We start from the raw sequence: 18,733 nt of genomic DNA, 5'->3' as shown, positions 1-18,733 counted from the left end.
ATCGCACTGAGTGACCTAGGTATTCTGTCACTAAGACGTTCAGTTGGTTAATTATGAAAATAAAAACGCCACCGATTAGGTGGCGTTTTTATTTAGCAGTCAGTCGTATTTATTTACTGCTCAATGTCTCGTGGGCGGAAGTGAGCACAGTGTCTGTGCCCGCATCGAGGTATTGCTTATAGGTATCTTGGCCCCAAGCAATCAACTTATCATTTTCAAAAATAAGCGGGGTACATTCCTCTTTGGTCGTCACACCGTCTGATTTCTCATGGTGAGTGCGATAAAAAAGCACCTGTAACTTGGCTTCCTTGACGGCTTTTGCCTCTGAAAAGTCGGCCTTACCGAGCAATTCTTTTACTGAACCGATATTTTGCCCTAAGGTTAAATCGTTCATTTTCTGGCTGTTATAGGCCTGTCGGTCCTCCCAATTCATGTCTTCTGGCGTTGGTTCATAAACCAGTACAACCACAGCGACAAAGGCGACGTAGGCGGCAAAAATACTACCGATAATTACTGAAACTTTTGATTTCATTTATAGTTATTCCTTTACCTCATTAAATGAGTCACTTGAGCACGTCCATAAAATACGCTTTTGTTGCGCTAAGGTAAATGCGTTAATTGCAACTTTGTATTAACAGAAGTTTAGTCTTGATTGATGGTTTTTTCAGGTGGGGAGTCAATCACGCGAAAGTCTTTCAAGTTGATATTGAGTGGTTGGTCCGTTTGTAACTGCGCCAGCTTATAACTCAGCCTCGCCATCTCTTTGCCCTCGGCGAGCTTCTTCGCTTGCTTAGCGCCTAGGTTGGATAAGGATGAAAACAAGGTCGGTAAGCTTCTAAAGGTTTTCAATAACTCGGCGGCCGACTTAGGGCCTATGCCCGCAATACCAGGAATTTTATTACCGCTGTCGCCCGCTAATGCCATCAAGTCGAGAAATTGGCTGCGCTCAACACCAAGCTTTTGTTCCAATGCCGCAATATCGAGGTACTGCTGATTAAAGTGATCCCATTGACTGATTTGGCGATGATTAAGCTGACTAAAACCTTTGTCGGTGGACACAATAATGGCTTCACCTTGCGCTTTGGCGGTTTTTATCGCCAGTGTCGCAATCACATCATCGGCCTCCGCGGCGGCATAAATAGAGCCAATGTGCATTGCGGTTAAATGGTCTTGCAGCGCAACTAAACCCTGCGCCAGTGGTTCTGGCATAGGTTTACGACCTTTTTTGTAATCGGGATAAAGCTGTTTACGCCATGAGATCTCATCACCGTCCCACACGATAGCCACATGGGTAGGGCGATGCACCCGCAGCAGTTTAGTGCACGCCGAACTGACGCGCTCTGTGAGGCTTTGCATATCTGTTTCATCGGGGATCGCCGCATAGATGCGGCGAACCAAGTTGAGACCATCGATGATTAAAAACTTGTTCATGGGGTGTCGTTGTTTCGCTCTCTATTTCACTATTTGGTAGCAAGGAATATAAGCGCTTCCGGGAAGCTTCATTCTCTGTTGTTGCACAAATGCACTCAAGAGCTTATCCATCATGTCCATGAGTTTAGGATCGCCTTTCAATTGGAAGGGACCATCGCGCTCTATGTGCTTGATTGTTTCCGACTTGACGTTACCCGCCACTATACCCGAAAACGCTTTGCGCAGGTTGGCGGCAAGCTCGGCTTTATTGGTTTGGAAGTGCAAGTCCAAGTTTGCCATCACCTCGTGGCTCGGGACAAAAGGTAACTGGAATTCAGATTCAATCTTCAGTGCCCACTGATATTGGTAAGCATCACCCGTTGAGCGGCGATAGGCTTTCACTTGCTCCATGCTTTTCTTCATGATACGCGCTACTTCAGTGGGATTATCTATGATGATTTGATACTTCTTCTGAGCTTCAGGGCCTAAGGTTGAGGCAATGAACTCATCAATCTTAATGAAGTAATCGGCGCTTTCCGTGGGGCCTGTAAGGATCAGCGGGAAAGGGGTTTCTTGGTTTTCTTCGTTGAGTAAGATACCTAAGATATAGAGCAACTCTTCCGCCGTGCCAGCACCACCTGGGAAGATAATAATGCCGTGACCTAAACGCACGAAGGCTTCGAGGCGTTTTTCAATATCGGGTAAGATCACCAGTTCATTGACGATTTGATTCGGTGGCTCGGCGGCAATAATACTCGGCTCAGTCAAACCAATATAACGGGCATTTTTAATCCTTTGTTTGGCATGACCTATGGCTGCGCCTTTCATCGGGCCTTCCATCGCGCCAGGACCACAGCCAGTGCAAATGTCCAATTCCCTCAGGCCAAGTTGATAGCCTACCTCGCGGGTATACTGGTATTCGATAGCATTAATACTGTGCCCGCCCCAACAGACGACGACGTTAGGGTCTTTCATGGGGGCAATCGCCCGCGCGTTACGCAAAATATCAAACACCACATTGGTGATATGGTGGGCGTTGGTCAGATTAATGTGTTTGAGCGAGTCGTATCTGTCGCTGATATAAAGGATGTCGCGTAAGACTGAGAACAGATGTTCTTGAATGCCGGTGATTATTTGGCCATCGACAAAGGCTTGTTCAGGGGGATTGACCAGTTCTAATTTAACACCGCGTTCCCGTTGTAGGACGTGGATGTCGAAATCATGGTATTGCTCGAATAGGGCTTTAGAGTTGTCGGTTTTTAAACCTGCGGCAAGTACTGCTAAGGAGCAGTTGCGGTACAGTTGATATAGCGTGCTTTTGGCACTTTTCTTGAGACGATCAACTTCAAGTTGCGAAAGCTGATCCATGCTGCCTTTAGGGCTGACTTTTACTATCATTTATCACTCCTTCGTCATGACAGGAGTGATTAGAGGAGGCGTATAGTGGGGCTCAATTATACGTCAATCACAACCCTGTCTCTGCTTTCGTGTTTCGCTTTGTAGAGTGCTGCATCGGCGCGTTCGAAGGTCTCATGTATGAGCTCACTTCCCATAACTTGCGCAGCCCCTATAGATACTGTAACTGTAATTCTCTGATTTTTAAATTTAAATGGAATATTTTTTACTTTCTCGCGCACTCTGTTTAAAAGTTGAGCGATATCAGCAGGTGCTACATCGGGTAATAGCAGGACAAATTCTTCGCCACCATAACGGGCTACAAATTCGGTATCGCGTAGCGAGTTTTTCAATGCCATCGCAATCACCTGCAGGGTTTTGTCGCCCGTGCTGTGACCAAAGCTGTCGTTGATCGTTTTGAAATGGTCAATATCGGCAACCGCCACCCACAGGGGAGATTTATGCCGTTGATAGTTGCGGTATTCCAAATCCATGCGCTCTTCTAACGCGGCACGGTTAGGCAATTGAGTTAAGCTATCGAGCAAGTTGAGTTTTTGTTGTTCAAACAATCGCTCTTTGTAAGTATTGGCCTCGTTACTTAATTCATTAAGCTCTTTGCGCATTGTTTCCATTGATTTACGCAGTAAGGCCTGTTCTCTTTGCTCTAAGGCTTCTTTACGGGCCAATGCTGAACGAATGGAGTTAAGTTGCTCAGTCAATTGGGCTTTAAGATCGACAATATCTTCTACATCGATAATGATTTCACCGGCGTTATCGACGCGGGTGTTGATCTCACGATTCAACTGGGTCTTGAGTTGGAAGCTGCGTTGATTGTGGTTGTAAGACTCACTGACTACTTCGCGCACTGCGGCTAAGGCATCGTTGAGGGCAAATAAAAACTCTTGCGATGCCGATTTCTCGCGGGCGATGTTATCAAGCAATAACGCTAAAATGGTTTGGTAGGCTTCGAGCAAGCTGTCTACTTCAATCTCAGAAGAGAGCACTTCTTTGATCACTAAGACTTGGTCACGCTGATCTTTACGAAACTCGATTTCCGAAATCATCTGCGCCAGCTCATGGGCTAGCTGCCTGTGTTTTGGCAAGACATCGAGTTTTTCTGATTCGTTAAATTGTAGCTGTAATATGGTTTCGTAGAAGCCGATGATTTGCTTAACTTTAGGAATATATTCCCAAACCGTGTGGAAAGGTTTAGCCAGATCTTGTTTGAAGTAATTGACTTCTTTTTTGAGTTTTTCAGGTGCAGAGTTCACGCGTTGGATCTGACGGATCACCTGTGACAAACCCGTACGACTCTCTTCGAGTTGTACCATCACATGGTGATATTGGCCTTTTAGTAGGCGCTCGACATCGACTAATTCTGGCAACGCCTCATCGACTCGCTCAAACGTATTTAAGTTATGGCGAAGTTTGGCGAGTTTATTATCCAGCTCAAGATTTTGCCCTTTGCAGGCGAGGCTTAAGTGACCAATAAATTGCAGTAATGTCTGTAACTTTGCATTTCTATCTTCATTGACTTCATCGAGGGCAAGTTTGGCCGAATGAAGTTTCTGTTGCAGCAAGGCAAGTTGTGAAACTGTAGCGCTCGAATCCTTCATCCTGAGTATTGTCCTAACTCTGCAAGGCTAAAAAACATGACGATCCTATGTCCAGATTAGCTGTTAACTCATATGATACTAATGTTATAACACTGGGCGTAGAGTGCAAATGCGATTTACCTATGACTCTGTGATTAATTGCTGATATTGATCAAATATTTTCCAGTAATTGCCTATCTTGGTTGTTTTCCCAGCAAGGCCAGCGAATATCTTCTTTATTACCGTTGGTTTCTAATCTGATTAATCCACGCTCAATGCCTTTTTCAAGGTGTAAAAATAGTGGATTGGCAAACAAGCTCAGAGGGACAAAATCGAGCGCTCTAAGGGCAACATAATAATCGTTACTTCCCTCTAAACTGCGGGCACAGGCGAGCGCCATCTGCACGGTTTCGAACTTTAATTTTGCGGCCATTTTAATTTCAGATTTCGCCAGCAGTGGCAAGTTGGCAAAACCAAGGCGGAAATGATGGACTATGTGCTGTTGGTCGAGTTTCTGGCGTATTTGGCTGATCACGCTTGTTGGCTCAACGGCTTGGGTGAAGCGCACTGCAAATACCCCTTGGCGTATCACATAGACAGGGGATGCGAGCGCATCGGTTAGATGCGTGGCCAGTTGCGCGGTTACTGCATCACTAAAATATTGGCCATAATCTAGATCGGTCGATAGCTGGGCGGGGAAGGCGATAATCCCTAAAGCTGTTGTAGACGCTTGATGTTGATTATGGCCCAAGTGGGCTAATAGTGCCGCATAGCCTAAGTTATGGGTGAAGGGCTCCTGTAGGCTCAATTGGGTTAATGCGGCGTTTTTTGCCATGATTTTACGGCGATGATGCAGCATATATGCAATCACTAGCAGCAAGAGTCCGGCAATAAGGCAGCAAATGAGCAGTAGCGTGTGAGTGTTGTTGCTTTCTTTCACTGTCTCAACGAGTTTTCCCTGTAGCATGTTGAGCTCAAGTTTAAGCTGTTGCTCTGCAAGGGCAGAGGCCGACACAGGGGAGTCTTTATCAGTCTCGGCAGGCTTTTTACTTAGCTCAATGATACGGGCTTGGGCATCGATGGTTTTTGCTAATTCACCTAATTTTTGCGCCGCCGAGGCGATAAGGGTGAGTGCGGATTTTTGTTCATCGACCAGTTTTAAATCGACCGCGAGTGCTAATGCGATATCGGCATGGGCCATCATCAGCGGCCAATCTTGGTTGGTTTGGGCGATTTCACCAATTAAGAGTTCGTTATAAACTTGATAGTGATGGCTTTGTTTTTCTTTGAATATTTGATTGGCCATCAGTAAATATTTTAGGGCGTTAACATTGTCTTTAATATTTGAGTAGGCTTGTCCTAAATTATGGAAATTAAGCCCTTGTGCGATGTAGTTACCGCGTTTTGCATCTAATTGCTGGGCATTTAGGTAGTAATCAATCGCTTTATGCCAATCCCCTTGTTCGCCATAGACCATAGCGATCACTGTCATACAACTTGAAAGATAAGTGTCATTGCCCATTTTTTTAAATCCAGCCGCGGCTTCATGAGCGTTTTTAAGCGCTTCATCCCACTGCTTTAAATCACGATATACCTTAGAAAGTTGTAATTGCAGATTGGTTTTCATTGATGGGTAATTAGAACGATTGGAGATCCGAATCGCTTCACTATAATGCTGTAATGATTTTGTAAGCTGCTGATTAAAATTGTAATAAAAGCCAAGCCTCGCTTCAGCCGCCGCGATTAAGTAATCGTTTCTGAGTTTATAGGCAATGTCGCGGTATGTGTGGAAGTGCATCAGGGCTGGCACTTCTTGGCGGATTAATAAATGTAAGCCGCCTAAGTGCTCATGAATATTGTGTTTAAGAATCAATGCTTCGATGTCATAGCTGTCGTTGATGCGGGTGATCGCTTCATTATACAGGCCAATCGCTTCTTGATATTTTTGCTCGGTACGGCCAAGGTAACGCCCATTCAACATGGCGACCATTGCAAGTTCATAGGGCGATTGCGCCGCAGTGGATAAAACTGCAATCAAGCTTTTTGCGTCTTGAAAACCGACCTTGGTTTTCACGTTCGGCTCCATATTCAGCCGAGTCAGCAGATACAAAATCTGTTCAAATTCGGTTGGACTGTAGCCTTGCTCTTGGGCTGCACGTTCAAATTGGTCACGGTTTTGAAACGAAAGGGGGAAGGAAATGGATTGGTTGAGCGCATCATACATTTGTTGTGGCGATTCTCTTAACTCAACTTCATCAGCTTCGATATCTCGGCTTTGAACGCTAAAAGGCAGTGACAGCAACAAAGTAAATAAAATAACCGTGAGTTTTTGCATTTGAACTGTGATTCCTCATTCCTTAAGTCAAGGAACTTATTTTGTTAGCTTTTGTTAGCGCCTAATGAGGATGCTACATCGACTTGTTATACTTGGAAAAATCATAAGAAGCATAATAACAGAAGGAAGCAAGAGTGAAACCCAACAGATTATCAATCTTGATATTAAGTGCGTTATTTTCTGGCCAAGTATTAGCCGATGTGAAATATCAAATTGACCTCGTTAAACCCGAGCATCATATTGCCCAAGTGAGTGTCACTTTTCCTGAAGTGAAGACCACGGATTTTACGGTCAATCTGCCTGTATGGCGCACGGGTAAATATCAAGTATTGCCTTTGGCCGATGGTGTGCGCTTATTTAGTGCTAAAGATAGTCAAGGTCATGAACTGCAATGGAAACGTACCGCGAGCGGTGAATGGCAAGTCGCGCTCACGCAGCCAACCATCGTAACGGTTAGTTATCAGTTGTATGCCAATGAATTAGGCCAAAGGGTGCGCCATATTGATGCGAGCCATGCCTACTTAGATGCCAGCGGCGTGTTCATGTATAGCCCGCAATTTCGCTCTGAGCCGATATCGGTTCAATTGAACGTTCCTGAAGCGTGGCAAAGTTACTCGGGCATGGCTTCAGGCGCACCTGCGCATTCTTTCATCGCACCGAATTACGATGTGTTAATTGATTCCCCTATCGAAACCGGTGTGAGCACCCATAAGCAATTCAGCGCTAATGGCAAAAGTTATGAGTTGGTATTTTGGGGTGAAGGTAACTATGACGCCGATAAAGTGGTAAAGGATTTAACGGCATTAAGTGGTCAAGCAAAGGCGATTTGGGATGATTATCCCTTTGATCGTTATGTGTATATGGTGCACGCCACTAGCGGCGCCAGTGGCGCGACAGAACATTTAAATTCTACGGTTATCCAATTGCCGCGTTTTAGTTTTCGTGAACGCAAGGATTACCTGCGCTTTATTAGCACTGCATCCCATGAGTTTATCCATACTTGGAACGTAAAGGCTTATCGTCCTGCGGGACTCGTGCCCTACGATTATCAACATGAAAACATGACGGAATTACTGTGGATGGCCGAAGGCTCTACCAGTTATTTCCAAGGTCAGTTACTGCTGCGTGCTGGGGTGATGACGCCTAAAGAGTTCCTCGAAGACTTAGCTAAACGCGTGGAGAAAAACCAGCTTACTCCAGGGCGTGAAACCCAATCAGTCGCCGAGGCGAGTGCTGGAGAGTGGAGCAGTACGGGCGGCGATTATGCGATTAATCACAGTGTGAATATTTATTCTGAGGGTTATTTAACCTCTTTGGCGTTAGATTTCTCGCTGCTGCAGGATACGAAACTTAAGCATTCATATCGCGATGTGCATCGCCGTTTATATCAAGATCACCGTGTGCCAAAGGGCTATGGTGTTAGCGATGTGCAGCATATCCTCAAAGACTTATCCGGCAAAGATTATGCGCCTTGGTGGCATGCAAACGTGAATAGCCCGATGAGTTTAGATTTCCCTGAGTTGTTATCGCAGGCTGGGTTAGTTTTGTCCTATGGTAAAGATTCAAAAGCCCAGGCATTTGCCGGCATGACGTTAAGCAGCTTCCATGGCTCTTTAGTGTTAGACCAAGTGCTGCGTAATGGCCCTGCATGGCAAGCGGGGATTGTTGCGGGGGATGAAGTATTAGCGATTAATGGTCTTAAGGTGACGGCTGCAGGTTTTGATAAGCGCATAAACGACTTTAAGGCTGGCGATAGCATTGAAGTAACATTATTCAGCAACGATAAAATCAAGCAAGTTAAGCTCACCCTTAGTGAACAGCAAAGCGGTAAGCTAGTGCTTAAGGGCGATACGAAAGCGACTAAACAGCAAAAAGCCTTCTTCAAGGCTTGGTTAGGCATTGATTGGCCGTTTGATAATAAAGGTGGGTTAGTGTCTAAAACCAATGACTAAATCAAATGGCATTCAGCTTGCGATTAGGCCGAATGCCTTAAATTTAGGCGTTTAACTGTCATAAAAAAGGCGCACCCTCATTTAGACGGTGCGCTTTTTGTTATTTTGTATTTCAAGTTATTCATATAAGAAGAATACGAGTGAGTCGCTAACTTAAGTTTACCTAACTCACGTTAAATTTAATTCAGCTTAAACTTGTGCTTCTTCGAGTCCACCTAGTGCTGCCACGAGTGCATGCATCAAGGCGACCAATTCGCTGCCCATTAAGGCAAAGTCTGCATCTAAACGTGCCATAGGGTCATCAGTGCCCACTTCATCGTTACCCGCTCTAAATTCTTCTGAGAATTTAAGGCGTTTAACGCTGGCATCCGATTGCAATAATAGTGCAATCGATTGGCCGAAATGCAGTGCTAACTTGTGGACTTGCTTGCCTGTTGCGAGGTGAGCTAATACTTCGTCTTCTTTTAAATCCTGCTGCTTGAAACGCACAATACCACCTTCATCCGCTTCGGATTTAAGTTCAGCTTCATCTTGCATTTCAAAAGGTAATGGCGCGCTGCCAAGTTTTAACCATTCGGTTAAATTGGATTCGACTGGCGCTTTAAAGCTCAATGGGATCACTGGCAGACTACCGAGTGCTTTGCGTAGGAGTGCTAACAACTCTTCGGCCTTAATGGCGCTTGAACTGTCGACAAGGATCATTTCCAGTTCTGGCAAAATCAAGGCATGGGTTTGGCTGCGGCGCGAGAAAGCGCGTGGCAGTAAACTTGTGATGATTTCATCTTTTAGCGCATCTTTTTCTTTTTTCGCCATCTTACGATTTTCTTCATCTTCAATGAGGGCGACTTTTTCTTCTAGGGCTTCTTTGACGACTTGGCCTGGGAGGATTTTCTCTTCTTTAGTCACACAGATCAGATGGCGATTGTCGGCGCTGTGTACCAAAGAACTGCCTTTTTTGCCTAACGCATTTGAGAAACCAAATTTACTGACATCTTGGCTTGAGCACGGGGAGAAAGTGAAATCGGCCAACGCAGTTTCTAGCGCTTCGGTTTCGACGGCAAAAGGTTTATTGAAACGATAAAGAGTAAGATTTTTAAACCACATAAGAGGCGCTCATTGAAAATTAAAGTGGCAGTTTACGGCATAGTTTGGGCGGGGTAAACCTGTGTTCGACAGCTAATTTCTAGTGGCTAATCAGAATTCATTAAACTGTAACATAAGAATTAACTCGGCTGTAGGCCCCATCTTTACTGGGTTTAGCACCAAGCTTAGCGTCAGCTTTTTTACCTTGCGCACTAAACAGTCACAATTGAAATAAAACTGAAACACATTCATTGCACACTTTCGGTCGTTCCAAACCAATAACCAAGACGAACATAACGTCGAAAGGATTAAATGATGAACGTTTTTTGTAAAACTCTACTTGCTTCTGCGCTAGCTTCTGCAACTCTGGCTTCAGCTTATGCCGCTGAGCCACTGACTGTTTATGGTAAGTTGAATGTCACCGCTCAATCAAATGATGAGAAAGGTGATGCTACAACAACTATTCAAAGTAATGCTTCTCGTTTTGGTGTGAAGGGTAATTTCGAACTGTCTAGCTCGCTGGAAGCGTTCTACACAGTTGAATACGAAGTTGATACAGGTGCTGCGACTAGCGACAACTTTAAAGCTCGTAACCAATTTGTTGGCCTAAAAGGCGCATTCGGTTCGTTCTCAGTTGGTCGTAACGACACGCTGTTAAAAATCTCTCAAGGTAACGTTGACCAATTCAACGATTTATCTGGCGACTTAAAAAGCCTGTTCAAAGGCGACAACCGTTTAGGTCAAACTGCGACTTACTTATCTCCATCAATCAGCGGTTTTGTATTCGGTGCGACTTATGCTGCTGAAGGTGATGCTGACCAACAGGGTCAAGATGGTTTCAGCTTAGCCGCTATGTACGGTGACGCTAAACTGAAAAAATCACCTATCTATGCTGCTATTGCATATGACTCAGATGTGAAAGGTTATGAAATCCTGCGTGCATCGGTTCAAGGCAAAATCGCTAATTTAACTTTAGGCGGTATGTACCAACAACAGGAAGAAACTTATAAAAACGCGCTGCCTGTAACGACCGATAGCGTTAATGGTTACCTGTTCAGTGCCGCTTACGATATCGATGCTGTTACTTTGAAAGCACAATATCAAGACATGGAAGACAAAGGTGATTCATGGTCAGTAGGTGCTGATTATGCACTGGCTAAACCTACTAAAGTCTTCGCTTTCTACACCAATCGTTCGTTAGAAGCGTCTACTGATGATGACAAATATATCGGTGTTGGCTTAGAACACAAATTCTAAATCCAGTATTAAGATTCAATTAAGGAGGCATATTGCCTCCTTTTTTATTGCTATAAACAAACAGTTATATAAACTTATTATGACAAATATTACTACTATATGGCTCAAACGGCGTGCTAATTCATAAATCTGTAATAAAAATGACTAATAATAGCCGTGTTGACATTCACTGACAGAAAATCACTTATGACTGCAAGGATATTGATAGTAGAAGACGAGTTAGCCATCCGCGAGATGCTGACTTTTGTAATGGAACAGCATGGGTTTACGACCTCTGCGGCGGAAGATTTTGATTCGGCCATTGCGCTGCTAAAGGAGCCTTACCCCGATCTGATTTTATTGGATTGGATGTTTCCTGGCGGAAGTGGTATTCAATTGGCGAAACGCTTGAAGCAAGATGAGTTCACGCGCCAAATTCCGATCATCATGTTAACTGCCCGCGGTGAAGAGGAAGATAAAGTCAAAGGTCTCGAAGTCGGCGCCGATGATTACATCACTAAACCTTTCTCCCCTAAAGAACTTGTCGCACGTATTAAGGCCGTATTGCGTCGCAGTGCACCGACTCGTTTAGAAGAAACCATTGATGTGCAGGGCTTAATGCTCGATCCTGTGAGCCACAGGGTGAGCGTAGGCGATACTGTATTAGATATGGGCCCAACCGAATTTCGTTTATTACACTTTTTCATGACCCACCCAGAACGTGTCTACAGCCGCGAACAGCTGCTCGACAATGTGTGGGGAACCAATGTGTATGTTGAAGACAGAACCGTTGACGTGCATATCAGACGCCTTCGTAAAGCCGTTGAAGAGTCTGGTCACGACCGCTTGATCCAAACGGTTCGTGGCGCAGGTTATCGTTTCTCTACACGCATTTAGTGCCGAATAAGTGTTAGGCACAAGTTAGCTTTTAGGCTATCTTGTGCTCCTCTTATTTAGCCTGATGTTTGGGTTTATCTATGTCTGACTCTTATTCAGGGTACCGGTTGTTTACGCGCTTAGCCTTATATCTACTGCTTTGCGCGCTAATAGGTTTATTGGTAGGGAAACTTCTCTGGATACTCTTTTTCGGCATGCTAGGCCTGGTTTGCTGGCATTACCGACAATTATCACGGCTTAACTTTTGGTTATGGCGCGATAGAAAACTCACGCCGCCGCAGGGCAGTGGGAGTTGGGAAGGGGTGTTTAACGGTATTTATCGCCTCCAAGGTAAGAATCGTCGACGTGTCGGTCAATTGGCCGCATTGCTGGCGCGATTTCGCCAAGGTGCAGAAGCGTTACCCGATGCCGCTGTGGTGCTCGATTCAGAGCATAATATTTTATGGTGCAACAAGTTAGCGCAGCTTATTCTCGGTTTTGTTTGGCCGCAGGATAATGGCCAGCGTATTGATAACTTGATCCGCCATCCTGATTTTTCCGCTTATATTAAATCCGCACAATACAAAGAGCCGCTGGAGTTACCATCGCCGGTATCGGATAGGCGTTTGCTTGAGATCCGTATCATGGCCTACGGTGATAGGCAGCTACTGTTAATTGCGCGGGATATCACCCGTATACGTCAGCTCGAGGGTATGCGTAAAGAGTTTGTCGCGAATGTGTCACATGAGCTCAAAACGCCGCTCACTGTGTTGCAGGGTTATCTCGAAATGATGCAAAGCATGGCTGAGCCCGATTCGATGAACGTCAAGCCGCTGGCCTTAATGCAGCAGCAGACGCGGCGAATGCAATCTATGGTGGAACAGCTATTAATGTTATCGCGGATTGAAGATGCGGCCGATATCAACCTCGAACATACAGTGAACATGACGCAGCTGATGGAAGTGCTCAAGGAGGAAGCTAAAGCGCTGGCACAAGACAGATACGAGCTGAGCTTCTATTGCGAACCTGGGCTTGATTCCCACGGTAATGAATTACAGCTAAGAAGTGCTTGTTCTAACTTGATTTCTAACGCGATTCGTTACACTGAACCCGGTGGTAAAATCACAGTGCAGTGGCGCAGTATGGCAACGGGAGCTATCTTTAGCGTAACGGATACGGGCGAAGGCATTGCACCTCAGCACATAGGTCGATTAACCGAACGTTTTTATCGGGTAGACAGTGCGCGATCAAGGCAAACCGGTGGCAGTGGTCTAGGTCTTGCGATAGTAAAGCATGCGCTTAACCATCATCACAGTGAGCTTAAAATCAGCAGTGAAGTGGGTAAAGGCAGTACGTTTAGCTTTGTTATTCCTTTACATCTTATCGAGCGTAAGAAGTAAATTGCTTAAGTGAAATATTCGCAATTAATAATAAAAACAGGTCATTATGGCCTGTTTTTTATTTCTAGGGCTACTGAGTTCATTATTAATGACAGAAAAAATCGATATATAACGCATTGTCATCTAAGTGTCACATCACGGACATAGAATTGTCATTGTAGCGATTGATACTGGCTGCGTCTGAAGAAACTTAAGTTACAAATTAGTTAGCTTACTACTGGAGCACATAATGAAACTGAAAAAGCTTGTCGGCGCGATTACCCTAACAGCCGCTGGTGTATTCTCTGCAACTGCGATGGCATCGATTGATCAATCTCTGCCAACCTATGAAAAAGCAAGTGGCGTGTCAGGCAACTTATCATCTGTAGGTTCAGATACGTTAGCCAACATGATGACACTTTGGGCTGAAGAATTTAAACAAATGTACCCTAACGTCAACATCCAGATCCAAGCGGCAGGTTCTTCTACTGCGCCACCAGCGTTGACTGAAGGCACTTCACAATTCGGCCCAATGAGCCGCAAGATGAAGCCTAACGAAATCGAAGCGTTTGAAAAACATTATGGTTATAAGCCAACTGAAATTCGTGTAGCTATCGATGCTTTAGCTGTATTCGTACACAAAGATAACCCAATCAAAGGTTTAAGCGTTGAACAGGTTGATGGTATTTTCTCTTCTACTCACAAATGTGGTAGCAGCGATATCCAACGTTGGGGTGAGTTGGGTTTAGACGGTAACTGGTCTGCTAAAGACGTACAACTTTACGGTCGTAACTCTGTATCAGGTACTTATGGTTACTTTAAAGAGCACGCACTGTGTAAAGGTGACTTTAAAGCTAACGTGAACGAGCAACCTGGTTCTGCATCTGTTGTGCAATCAGTTTCTCAATCTCTAAACGCGATTGGTTACTCAGGTATTGGCTACAAAACCGCTGGTGTTAAAGCAGTGGCAATTGCTAAAAAAGGTAATGAGTTTATCGAAGCAACGGCAGAAAACGCAGCTAACGGTACTTATCCATTATCACGTTACCTATATGTTTACGTGAACAAGCAACCAAATAAAGACTTAGCACCAATGGAAAAAGAATTTATCCGTTACGTGTTGTCTAAGCAAGGCCAGCAAGTCGTTGAAAAAGATGGTTATGTTACTATTCCGAAAAGTGTTGTAGCCAAAGATTTAGAAAAAGTGGGTATCCGCTTGTAAGCCAAACGGCTTGTTAATCAAGGACCTCCTCGGAGGTCCTTTTTTGTTTCTGGGGTTTTATCTGGGCGATGATGTTTGGTCATTCTGTCTGGTAGATGCCAAATAAAAGGCATAAAAAAAGCAACCTAAATAGGTTGCTGTAAATTCCAATTCGGAATCTTGGGACGGTCGCGCTAGAAACCATCTAAAGGAGAATGATGATGAACGAAGAAACTCATTGCAAAGATTCGGTTCATAATATCTGACTCAACATCTTTAAATTAGTTCAGAGAAAGTGCGAAATATTTTAAATAATTTTGCATTTGTTTTTTTAAAGAGGTGTGAGCCTCTATTTTTTGCTCGGTTTGTACCTCGGAATTGGCGTCGTAGACTATTGCCCCGCAATTCTTGCATGACGCAAGAGAATCGATTGCAGCTCTGTGATCGCCGCCAAAGATGAATTGTTACAAAAACTCGCCGATAAGCTGATCTAAAACTCTGCTACGATTTGCCTCTGAGCAAATGTGCAGTCGATAATAATGGCTAATAATCTGTGATGAGTTATGGCTGTGAGTCGTTATAACAACGACAAGTTATGCAGTATTGCTCTACAGCTGCGTTCACTATTATGCATTCAAACTTACCCTTTACAATTGAGCCAGAGATAGGGGGCTAGCGCCCATCGCCCTGTGCCCATAACTTGAATATTGAGGCGACAGTGTTACAACCAACTAAGACTAAGAATACCTTAGCGGATGCCACGACTTGGGATTTCACCCGAGATTACCATTCTTTTGCTAATACCGAACAAGTGCAAGTGACCCATGTCTCTTTGGATTTGCTGGTGGATTTTGACGCGCAGCGTCTTTTTGGCAAAGCGACGCTGTCCTTGGATTACCTTGAGCTTGATGTCACTGAACTTTGGCTCGATAGCCGCGATCTCACCATACTCGCGGTTACTGCCGTGCATGCTACTGATACAACGAGTGTTTCGATACCAGAAAATGAAGCACCGCTCGATTTTATACTAAGTGAAGCCAATTCTATTCTCGGGCAAAAAATATGCATCAGTTTGCCAACGTCACCTTGCAAGCAGGTTTGCATTCACTATCACACCTCTCCAGCCGCCCAAGGATTACAGTGGTTAGCGCCTGAGCAAACTGCGGGTAAACAGTTACCTTATCTCTTCAGTCAATCGCAACCGATCAATGCTCGTAGCTGGATCCCACTGCAGGATACGCCTAAGGCGCGGATAACCTTTGATGCTAAAGTGCAAGTGCCCAAAGGTATGCGAGCTGTTATGAGTGCGATGAATCATCCCGACACGCCGCTTAATGGTGTGTTTCACTTTGAGATGGAGCGACCTATTCCGACCCATTTGATGGCGCTGGCAGTCGGTGATATTGCCTTTCAAGTGATAGGCCCAAGATGCGGGGTGTATACTGAGCCAAGTATGTTGGCGGCCGCCGCAAAAGAGTTTGAAGATACCGAACATATGCTCGAGGTTGCCGAGTCATTGTTAGGTCCTTATGTGTGGGGGCGTTATGACATGATTATCTTGCCGCCGAGTTTCCCCTTTGGCGGGATGGAAAATCCGCGTTTAGCCTTTTTAACGCCCACACTCATCGCCGGCGATAAAAGCTTGGTTTCCACCGTTGCCCATGAGTTAGCGCATTCGTGGACGGGCAATTTAGTCAGTAATGCAACCTGGCGAGATCTCTGGTTAAACGAAGGTTTCACGACTTACTTTACTAACCGTATTGTGGAAGCGGTTTACTGCAAAGAACAAGCAGAGTTGGAGTGGGTGATAGAGTTTGGTCGCTTAACAGAAGAAATGGCGTCTTTGCCTAAGGATAAACAAACCTTGCCCGCCAATGTGCAGCAGGGCGATCCCAACCTTGCCTTTAATCGTTTTACCTATGATAAAGCCTCGATGTTTGTCCATGATCTCGAGCGCAGGTTAGGACGAGTGGCGTTCGATAAATTTTTGCGCAACTATGTGGATCATTTTGCCTTCAAGGCGATTACCACCGAAGTGTTTGTTGAATACGCGCAGCAAACCTTACTGCCATTTCACTCAGATAAGATCTCTGAAGCCGAGCTGTTAACGTGGATTTATGGCAAAGGTTTGCCCGAGGGATATTGCGGACCAACATCCATGAGTTTAGATAAAGTCGATGATGCGCTGGCGAGTTTTTTACAGGGAACGGCCGCGAGCCAATTAAGCGTGAAAGATTGGCGAGTACATCATTGGCAGTATTTTCTGACCCAATTACCTGAAGTCGTCAGCCAAGTGCAACTGATGGATCTGGACGAAACGTTCCGATTCACTCAATCGACTAATGCGGAAATTGCCTGTGATTGGTTTAGAGTGGCGATTCGCAATCATTACGACCCTGTGTTGCCGGCTTTAAGTGCTTATTTAGTGCGTATTGGACGCGGTAAATTTGTGCGGCCACTTTATGCTGAGCTGCAAATCGCGGGGTATCATACTGAATTAAAAGATATCTATACAAAGGCTCGCGCAGGTTATCACCCTTCAATTCAAGTTCAATTAGACAAGTCGTTAATATTATAGATATTTAGGCGATTATAGAGATTTAGGTGCGTATAGAAATTTAGGCAAAAAAAATGGCAACCTAAGGTTGCCACAAGGAAATCAGTGCGGGATACAAATAGAATTCAGTGCGCTAGCGTGTTTTCTATTGTGTCCCAAAAGGGAGATGATGATGAACGACCAACTAATTAGACTCAATGCGATAAAACAGAAACTGTGTCATTTGAGTGAATGAAACTGTGACTCCACATATTTCATTCTCAAGGTGCATTTAATCTTATCCGTTAATCCTTACCTATACTCAGAGTCGCCATTTTTAATTAAGTTCACCGATATCAGAAAAAAATCTCAAAAAGTTTAAAAAGATTTTCTGAGGTATTTTTCTGGTAAATATTGAGTGCTCACACTTAAGTGCTACATTTGTTTTACATTAAAATCATAGCGATAAAAATTAAACGCGTGTCAGCTTATTAATCTATGAGCTAGCGTTAGTGCTTGTTGAAATTTAAGCAAAAAAATGGCAACCTAAGGTTGCCACAAGGAAATCAGTGCGGGATACAAGTAGAATTCAGTGCGCTAGCGTGTTTTCTATTGTGTCCCAAAAGGGAGATGATGATGAACGACCAACTAATTCGACTCAATGCGATAAAACAGAAACTGTGTCATTTGAGTAGATGAAACTGCGACTTCACATATTTCATTCTCAAGGTGCATTTAATCTTATCCGTTAATCCTTACCTATACTCAGAGTCGCCATTTTTAATTAAGTTCATCGATATCGCAAAAAAACACCAAAAAGTTTAAAAAAGAATTTCTGAGAGATAAAAAGCAGTTGAAATGAGACATTACATTTATTTTACATGTAAATCATTGGGATAAAAAAAGGCAACCCAATGGTTGCCTAGTGACCTATTCCTAGGTCAAGGGGGCCGCGCTAGAAGCCCCAGGGAGATGATGAACATGAAAAAGACATTCACTGTTCAATACATTTGAGGGGGCTTGTACGGTTAAAGTTCCATAAAAAAGTTAAAATAAATCTAAATTTTTATAAAACGCAAAATTTCAAATAGATAGCGAGTAAATTATTTTAGCAAAGCGGCAATTTTACTTTCTAATGCTTCGGGTTTCGTGGTCGATGCAAATCGTTCAATCGCTTCGCCTTGGCGATTAACTAAAAATTTGGTGAAATTCCATTTGATACCTTGAGTACCTAATACACCGGGAGCAGCTTTCTTAAGGTATTGATAAAGTGGATGAGTATGTTCGCCATTCACTTCTATTTTAGAAAATAGCGGAAACGTCACGCCAAAATTCAATTCACAAAAGGCTTGAATTCCTTGCTCATCGGCTTTTTCTTGGGCGCCAAATTGATTGCAAGGAAAGCCTAAAATCACTAATCCTTGATCTTTGTATTCTTGATATAATGCTTCTAATCCCTTGTATTGCGGTGTAAATCCACATTCACTGGCGGTGTTAACGATCAAGAGTACTTTGCCTCGATACTGCTCTAAACTTACTGTGTTGCCTTGAATGTCAGTCGCTGATTGGCTGTATATATTCGTAGTCATGTTCACCTCCATAGGATCTTAGTCAAACAGCATAAACCCAAAAATGATTTTCAGCAATATAGTTGTGTGCAATTCATTTTGCGGGTTTGCTAATTTACTTAATTATCAATATAGTTACAGCAATTTTGTAGCTAAAGAAAAGGGCA

Annotated in this window: 13 protein-coding genes; 6 read left to right on the top strand and 7 right to left on the bottom strand. The window is 44.1% G+C overall.

Annotated features, from left to right (window positions below; all coding sequences use genetic code 11):
- Positions 1-109: 109 nt before the first annotated feature.
- The 5 genes from Q4Q57_RS05130 to Q4Q57_RS05110 form a co-directional block, all read right to left on the bottom strand.
- On the bottom strand, positions 110-532 hold the full coding sequence (locus Q4Q57_RS05130) for a DUF3192 domain-containing protein (protein WP_006080896.1): 423 nt from the start codon (positions 530-532) through the stop codon (positions 110-112).
- A 110-nt stretch (positions 533-642) separates the two neighbouring features.
- Complete coding sequence (xni, locus tag Q4Q57_RS05125; RefSeq protein WP_311890057.1) at positions 643-1,431, bottom strand: flap endonuclease Xni; 789 nt, start codon at positions 1,429-1,431, stop codon at positions 643-645.
- Between the two features lie 21 nt (positions 1,432-1,452).
- Positions 1,453-2,808, bottom strand: a complete 1,356-nt coding sequence (ppnN, locus tag Q4Q57_RS05120; RefSeq protein ID WP_006080898.1) for a nucleotide 5'-monophosphate nucleosidase PpnN — start codon at positions 2,806-2,808, stop codon at positions 1,453-1,455.
- Positions 2,809-2,864: 56 nt separating this feature from the next.
- Entirely contained in the window at positions 2,865-4,421 is a 1,557-nt protein-coding gene (locus Q4Q57_RS05115) for a GGDEF domain-containing protein (RefSeq protein ID WP_259215347.1), read from the bottom strand.
- Positions 4,422-4,572: 151 nt separating this feature from the next.
- Complete coding sequence (locus tag Q4Q57_RS05110) at positions 4,573-6,735, bottom strand: tetratricopeptide repeat protein (RefSeq protein WP_311890056.1); 2,163 nt, start codon at positions 6,733-6,735, stop codon at positions 4,573-4,575.
- A gap of 134 nt (positions 6,736-6,869) precedes the next feature.
- Here Q4Q57_RS05110 and Q4Q57_RS05105 point away from each other — a divergent pair, with 134 nt between their 5' ends.
- Positions 6,870-8,687 (top strand): PDZ domain-containing protein, encoded by a 1,818-nt coding sequence (locus Q4Q57_RS05105; RefSeq protein ID WP_311890055.1) that lies wholly within the window; start codon positions 6,870-6,872, stop codon positions 8,685-8,687.
- Positions 8,688-8,876: 189 nt separating this feature from the next.
- On the opposite strand, the gene rdgC is transcribed toward Q4Q57_RS05105, so the two are convergent.
- Positions 8,877-9,791 (bottom strand): recombination-associated protein RdgC, encoded by a 915-nt coding sequence (gene rdgC / locus Q4Q57_RS05100; RefSeq protein ID WP_311890054.1) that lies wholly within the window; start codon positions 9,789-9,791, stop codon positions 8,877-8,879.
- Positions 9,792-10,082: 291 nt separating this feature from the next.
- Between rdgC and Q4Q57_RS05095 the strand changes: the two genes are divergently transcribed.
- The 5 genes from Q4Q57_RS05095 to Q4Q57_RS05075 all read left to right on the top strand — a co-directional run bounded on the left by Q4Q57_RS05095 (position 10,083) and on the right by Q4Q57_RS05075 (position 17,040).
- The gene (locus Q4Q57_RS05095) at positions 10,083-11,027 is read left to right on the top strand and encodes a porin (RefSeq protein WP_012088673.1); all 945 of its coding nucleotides are present in this window, start codon (positions 10,083-10,085) and stop codon (positions 11,025-11,027) included.
- Between the two features lie 186 nt (positions 11,028-11,213).
- Positions 11,214-11,903 carry a phosphate regulon transcriptional regulator PhoB gene (phoB, locus tag Q4Q57_RS05090; RefSeq protein WP_006080904.1) on the top strand — a complete coding sequence of 230 codons (690 nt, stop codon included), beginning with the start codon at positions 11,214-11,216 and terminating at the stop codon, positions 11,901-11,903.
- A gap of 80 nt (positions 11,904-11,983) precedes the next feature.
- The gene (gene phoR / locus Q4Q57_RS05085; RefSeq protein WP_006080905.1) at positions 11,984-13,282 is read left to right on the top strand and encodes a phosphate regulon sensor histidine kinase PhoR; all 1,299 of its coding nucleotides are present in this window, start codon (positions 11,984-11,986) and stop codon (positions 13,280-13,282) included.
- A 229-nt stretch (positions 13,283-13,511) separates the two neighbouring features.
- A complete protein-coding gene (locus Q4Q57_RS05080) occupies positions 13,512-14,483 on the top strand; it encodes a PstS family phosphate ABC transporter substrate-binding protein (protein ID WP_220590777.1) in 972 nt (323 codons plus the stop codon).
- A 697-nt stretch (positions 14,484-15,180) separates the two neighbouring features.
- Positions 15,181-17,040, top strand: a complete 1,860-nt coding sequence (locus Q4Q57_RS05075; RefSeq protein WP_311890053.1) for a M1 family metallopeptidase — start codon at positions 15,181-15,183, stop codon at positions 17,038-17,040.
- A gap of 1,061 nt (positions 17,041-18,101) precedes the next feature.
- Here the strand turns inward: Q4Q57_RS05075 and Q4Q57_RS05070 are convergent.
- On the bottom strand, positions 18,102-18,587 hold the full coding sequence (locus Q4Q57_RS05070) for a glutathione peroxidase (RefSeq protein ID WP_006080908.1): 486 nt from the start codon (positions 18,585-18,587) through the stop codon (positions 18,102-18,104).
- Positions 18,588-18,733 lie beyond the last annotated feature (146 nt).

It is taken from the genome of Shewanella sp. SP2S2-6 (genome assembly GCF_031931965.1).
GTDB classification, from domain to species: Bacteria; Pseudomonadota; Gammaproteobacteria; order Enterobacterales; family Shewanellaceae; genus Shewanella; species Shewanella baltica.
The sequence above is the reverse complement of the archived record's forward strand: the minus strand, read 5'-3'. Positions and strand labels throughout refer to the sequence as shown.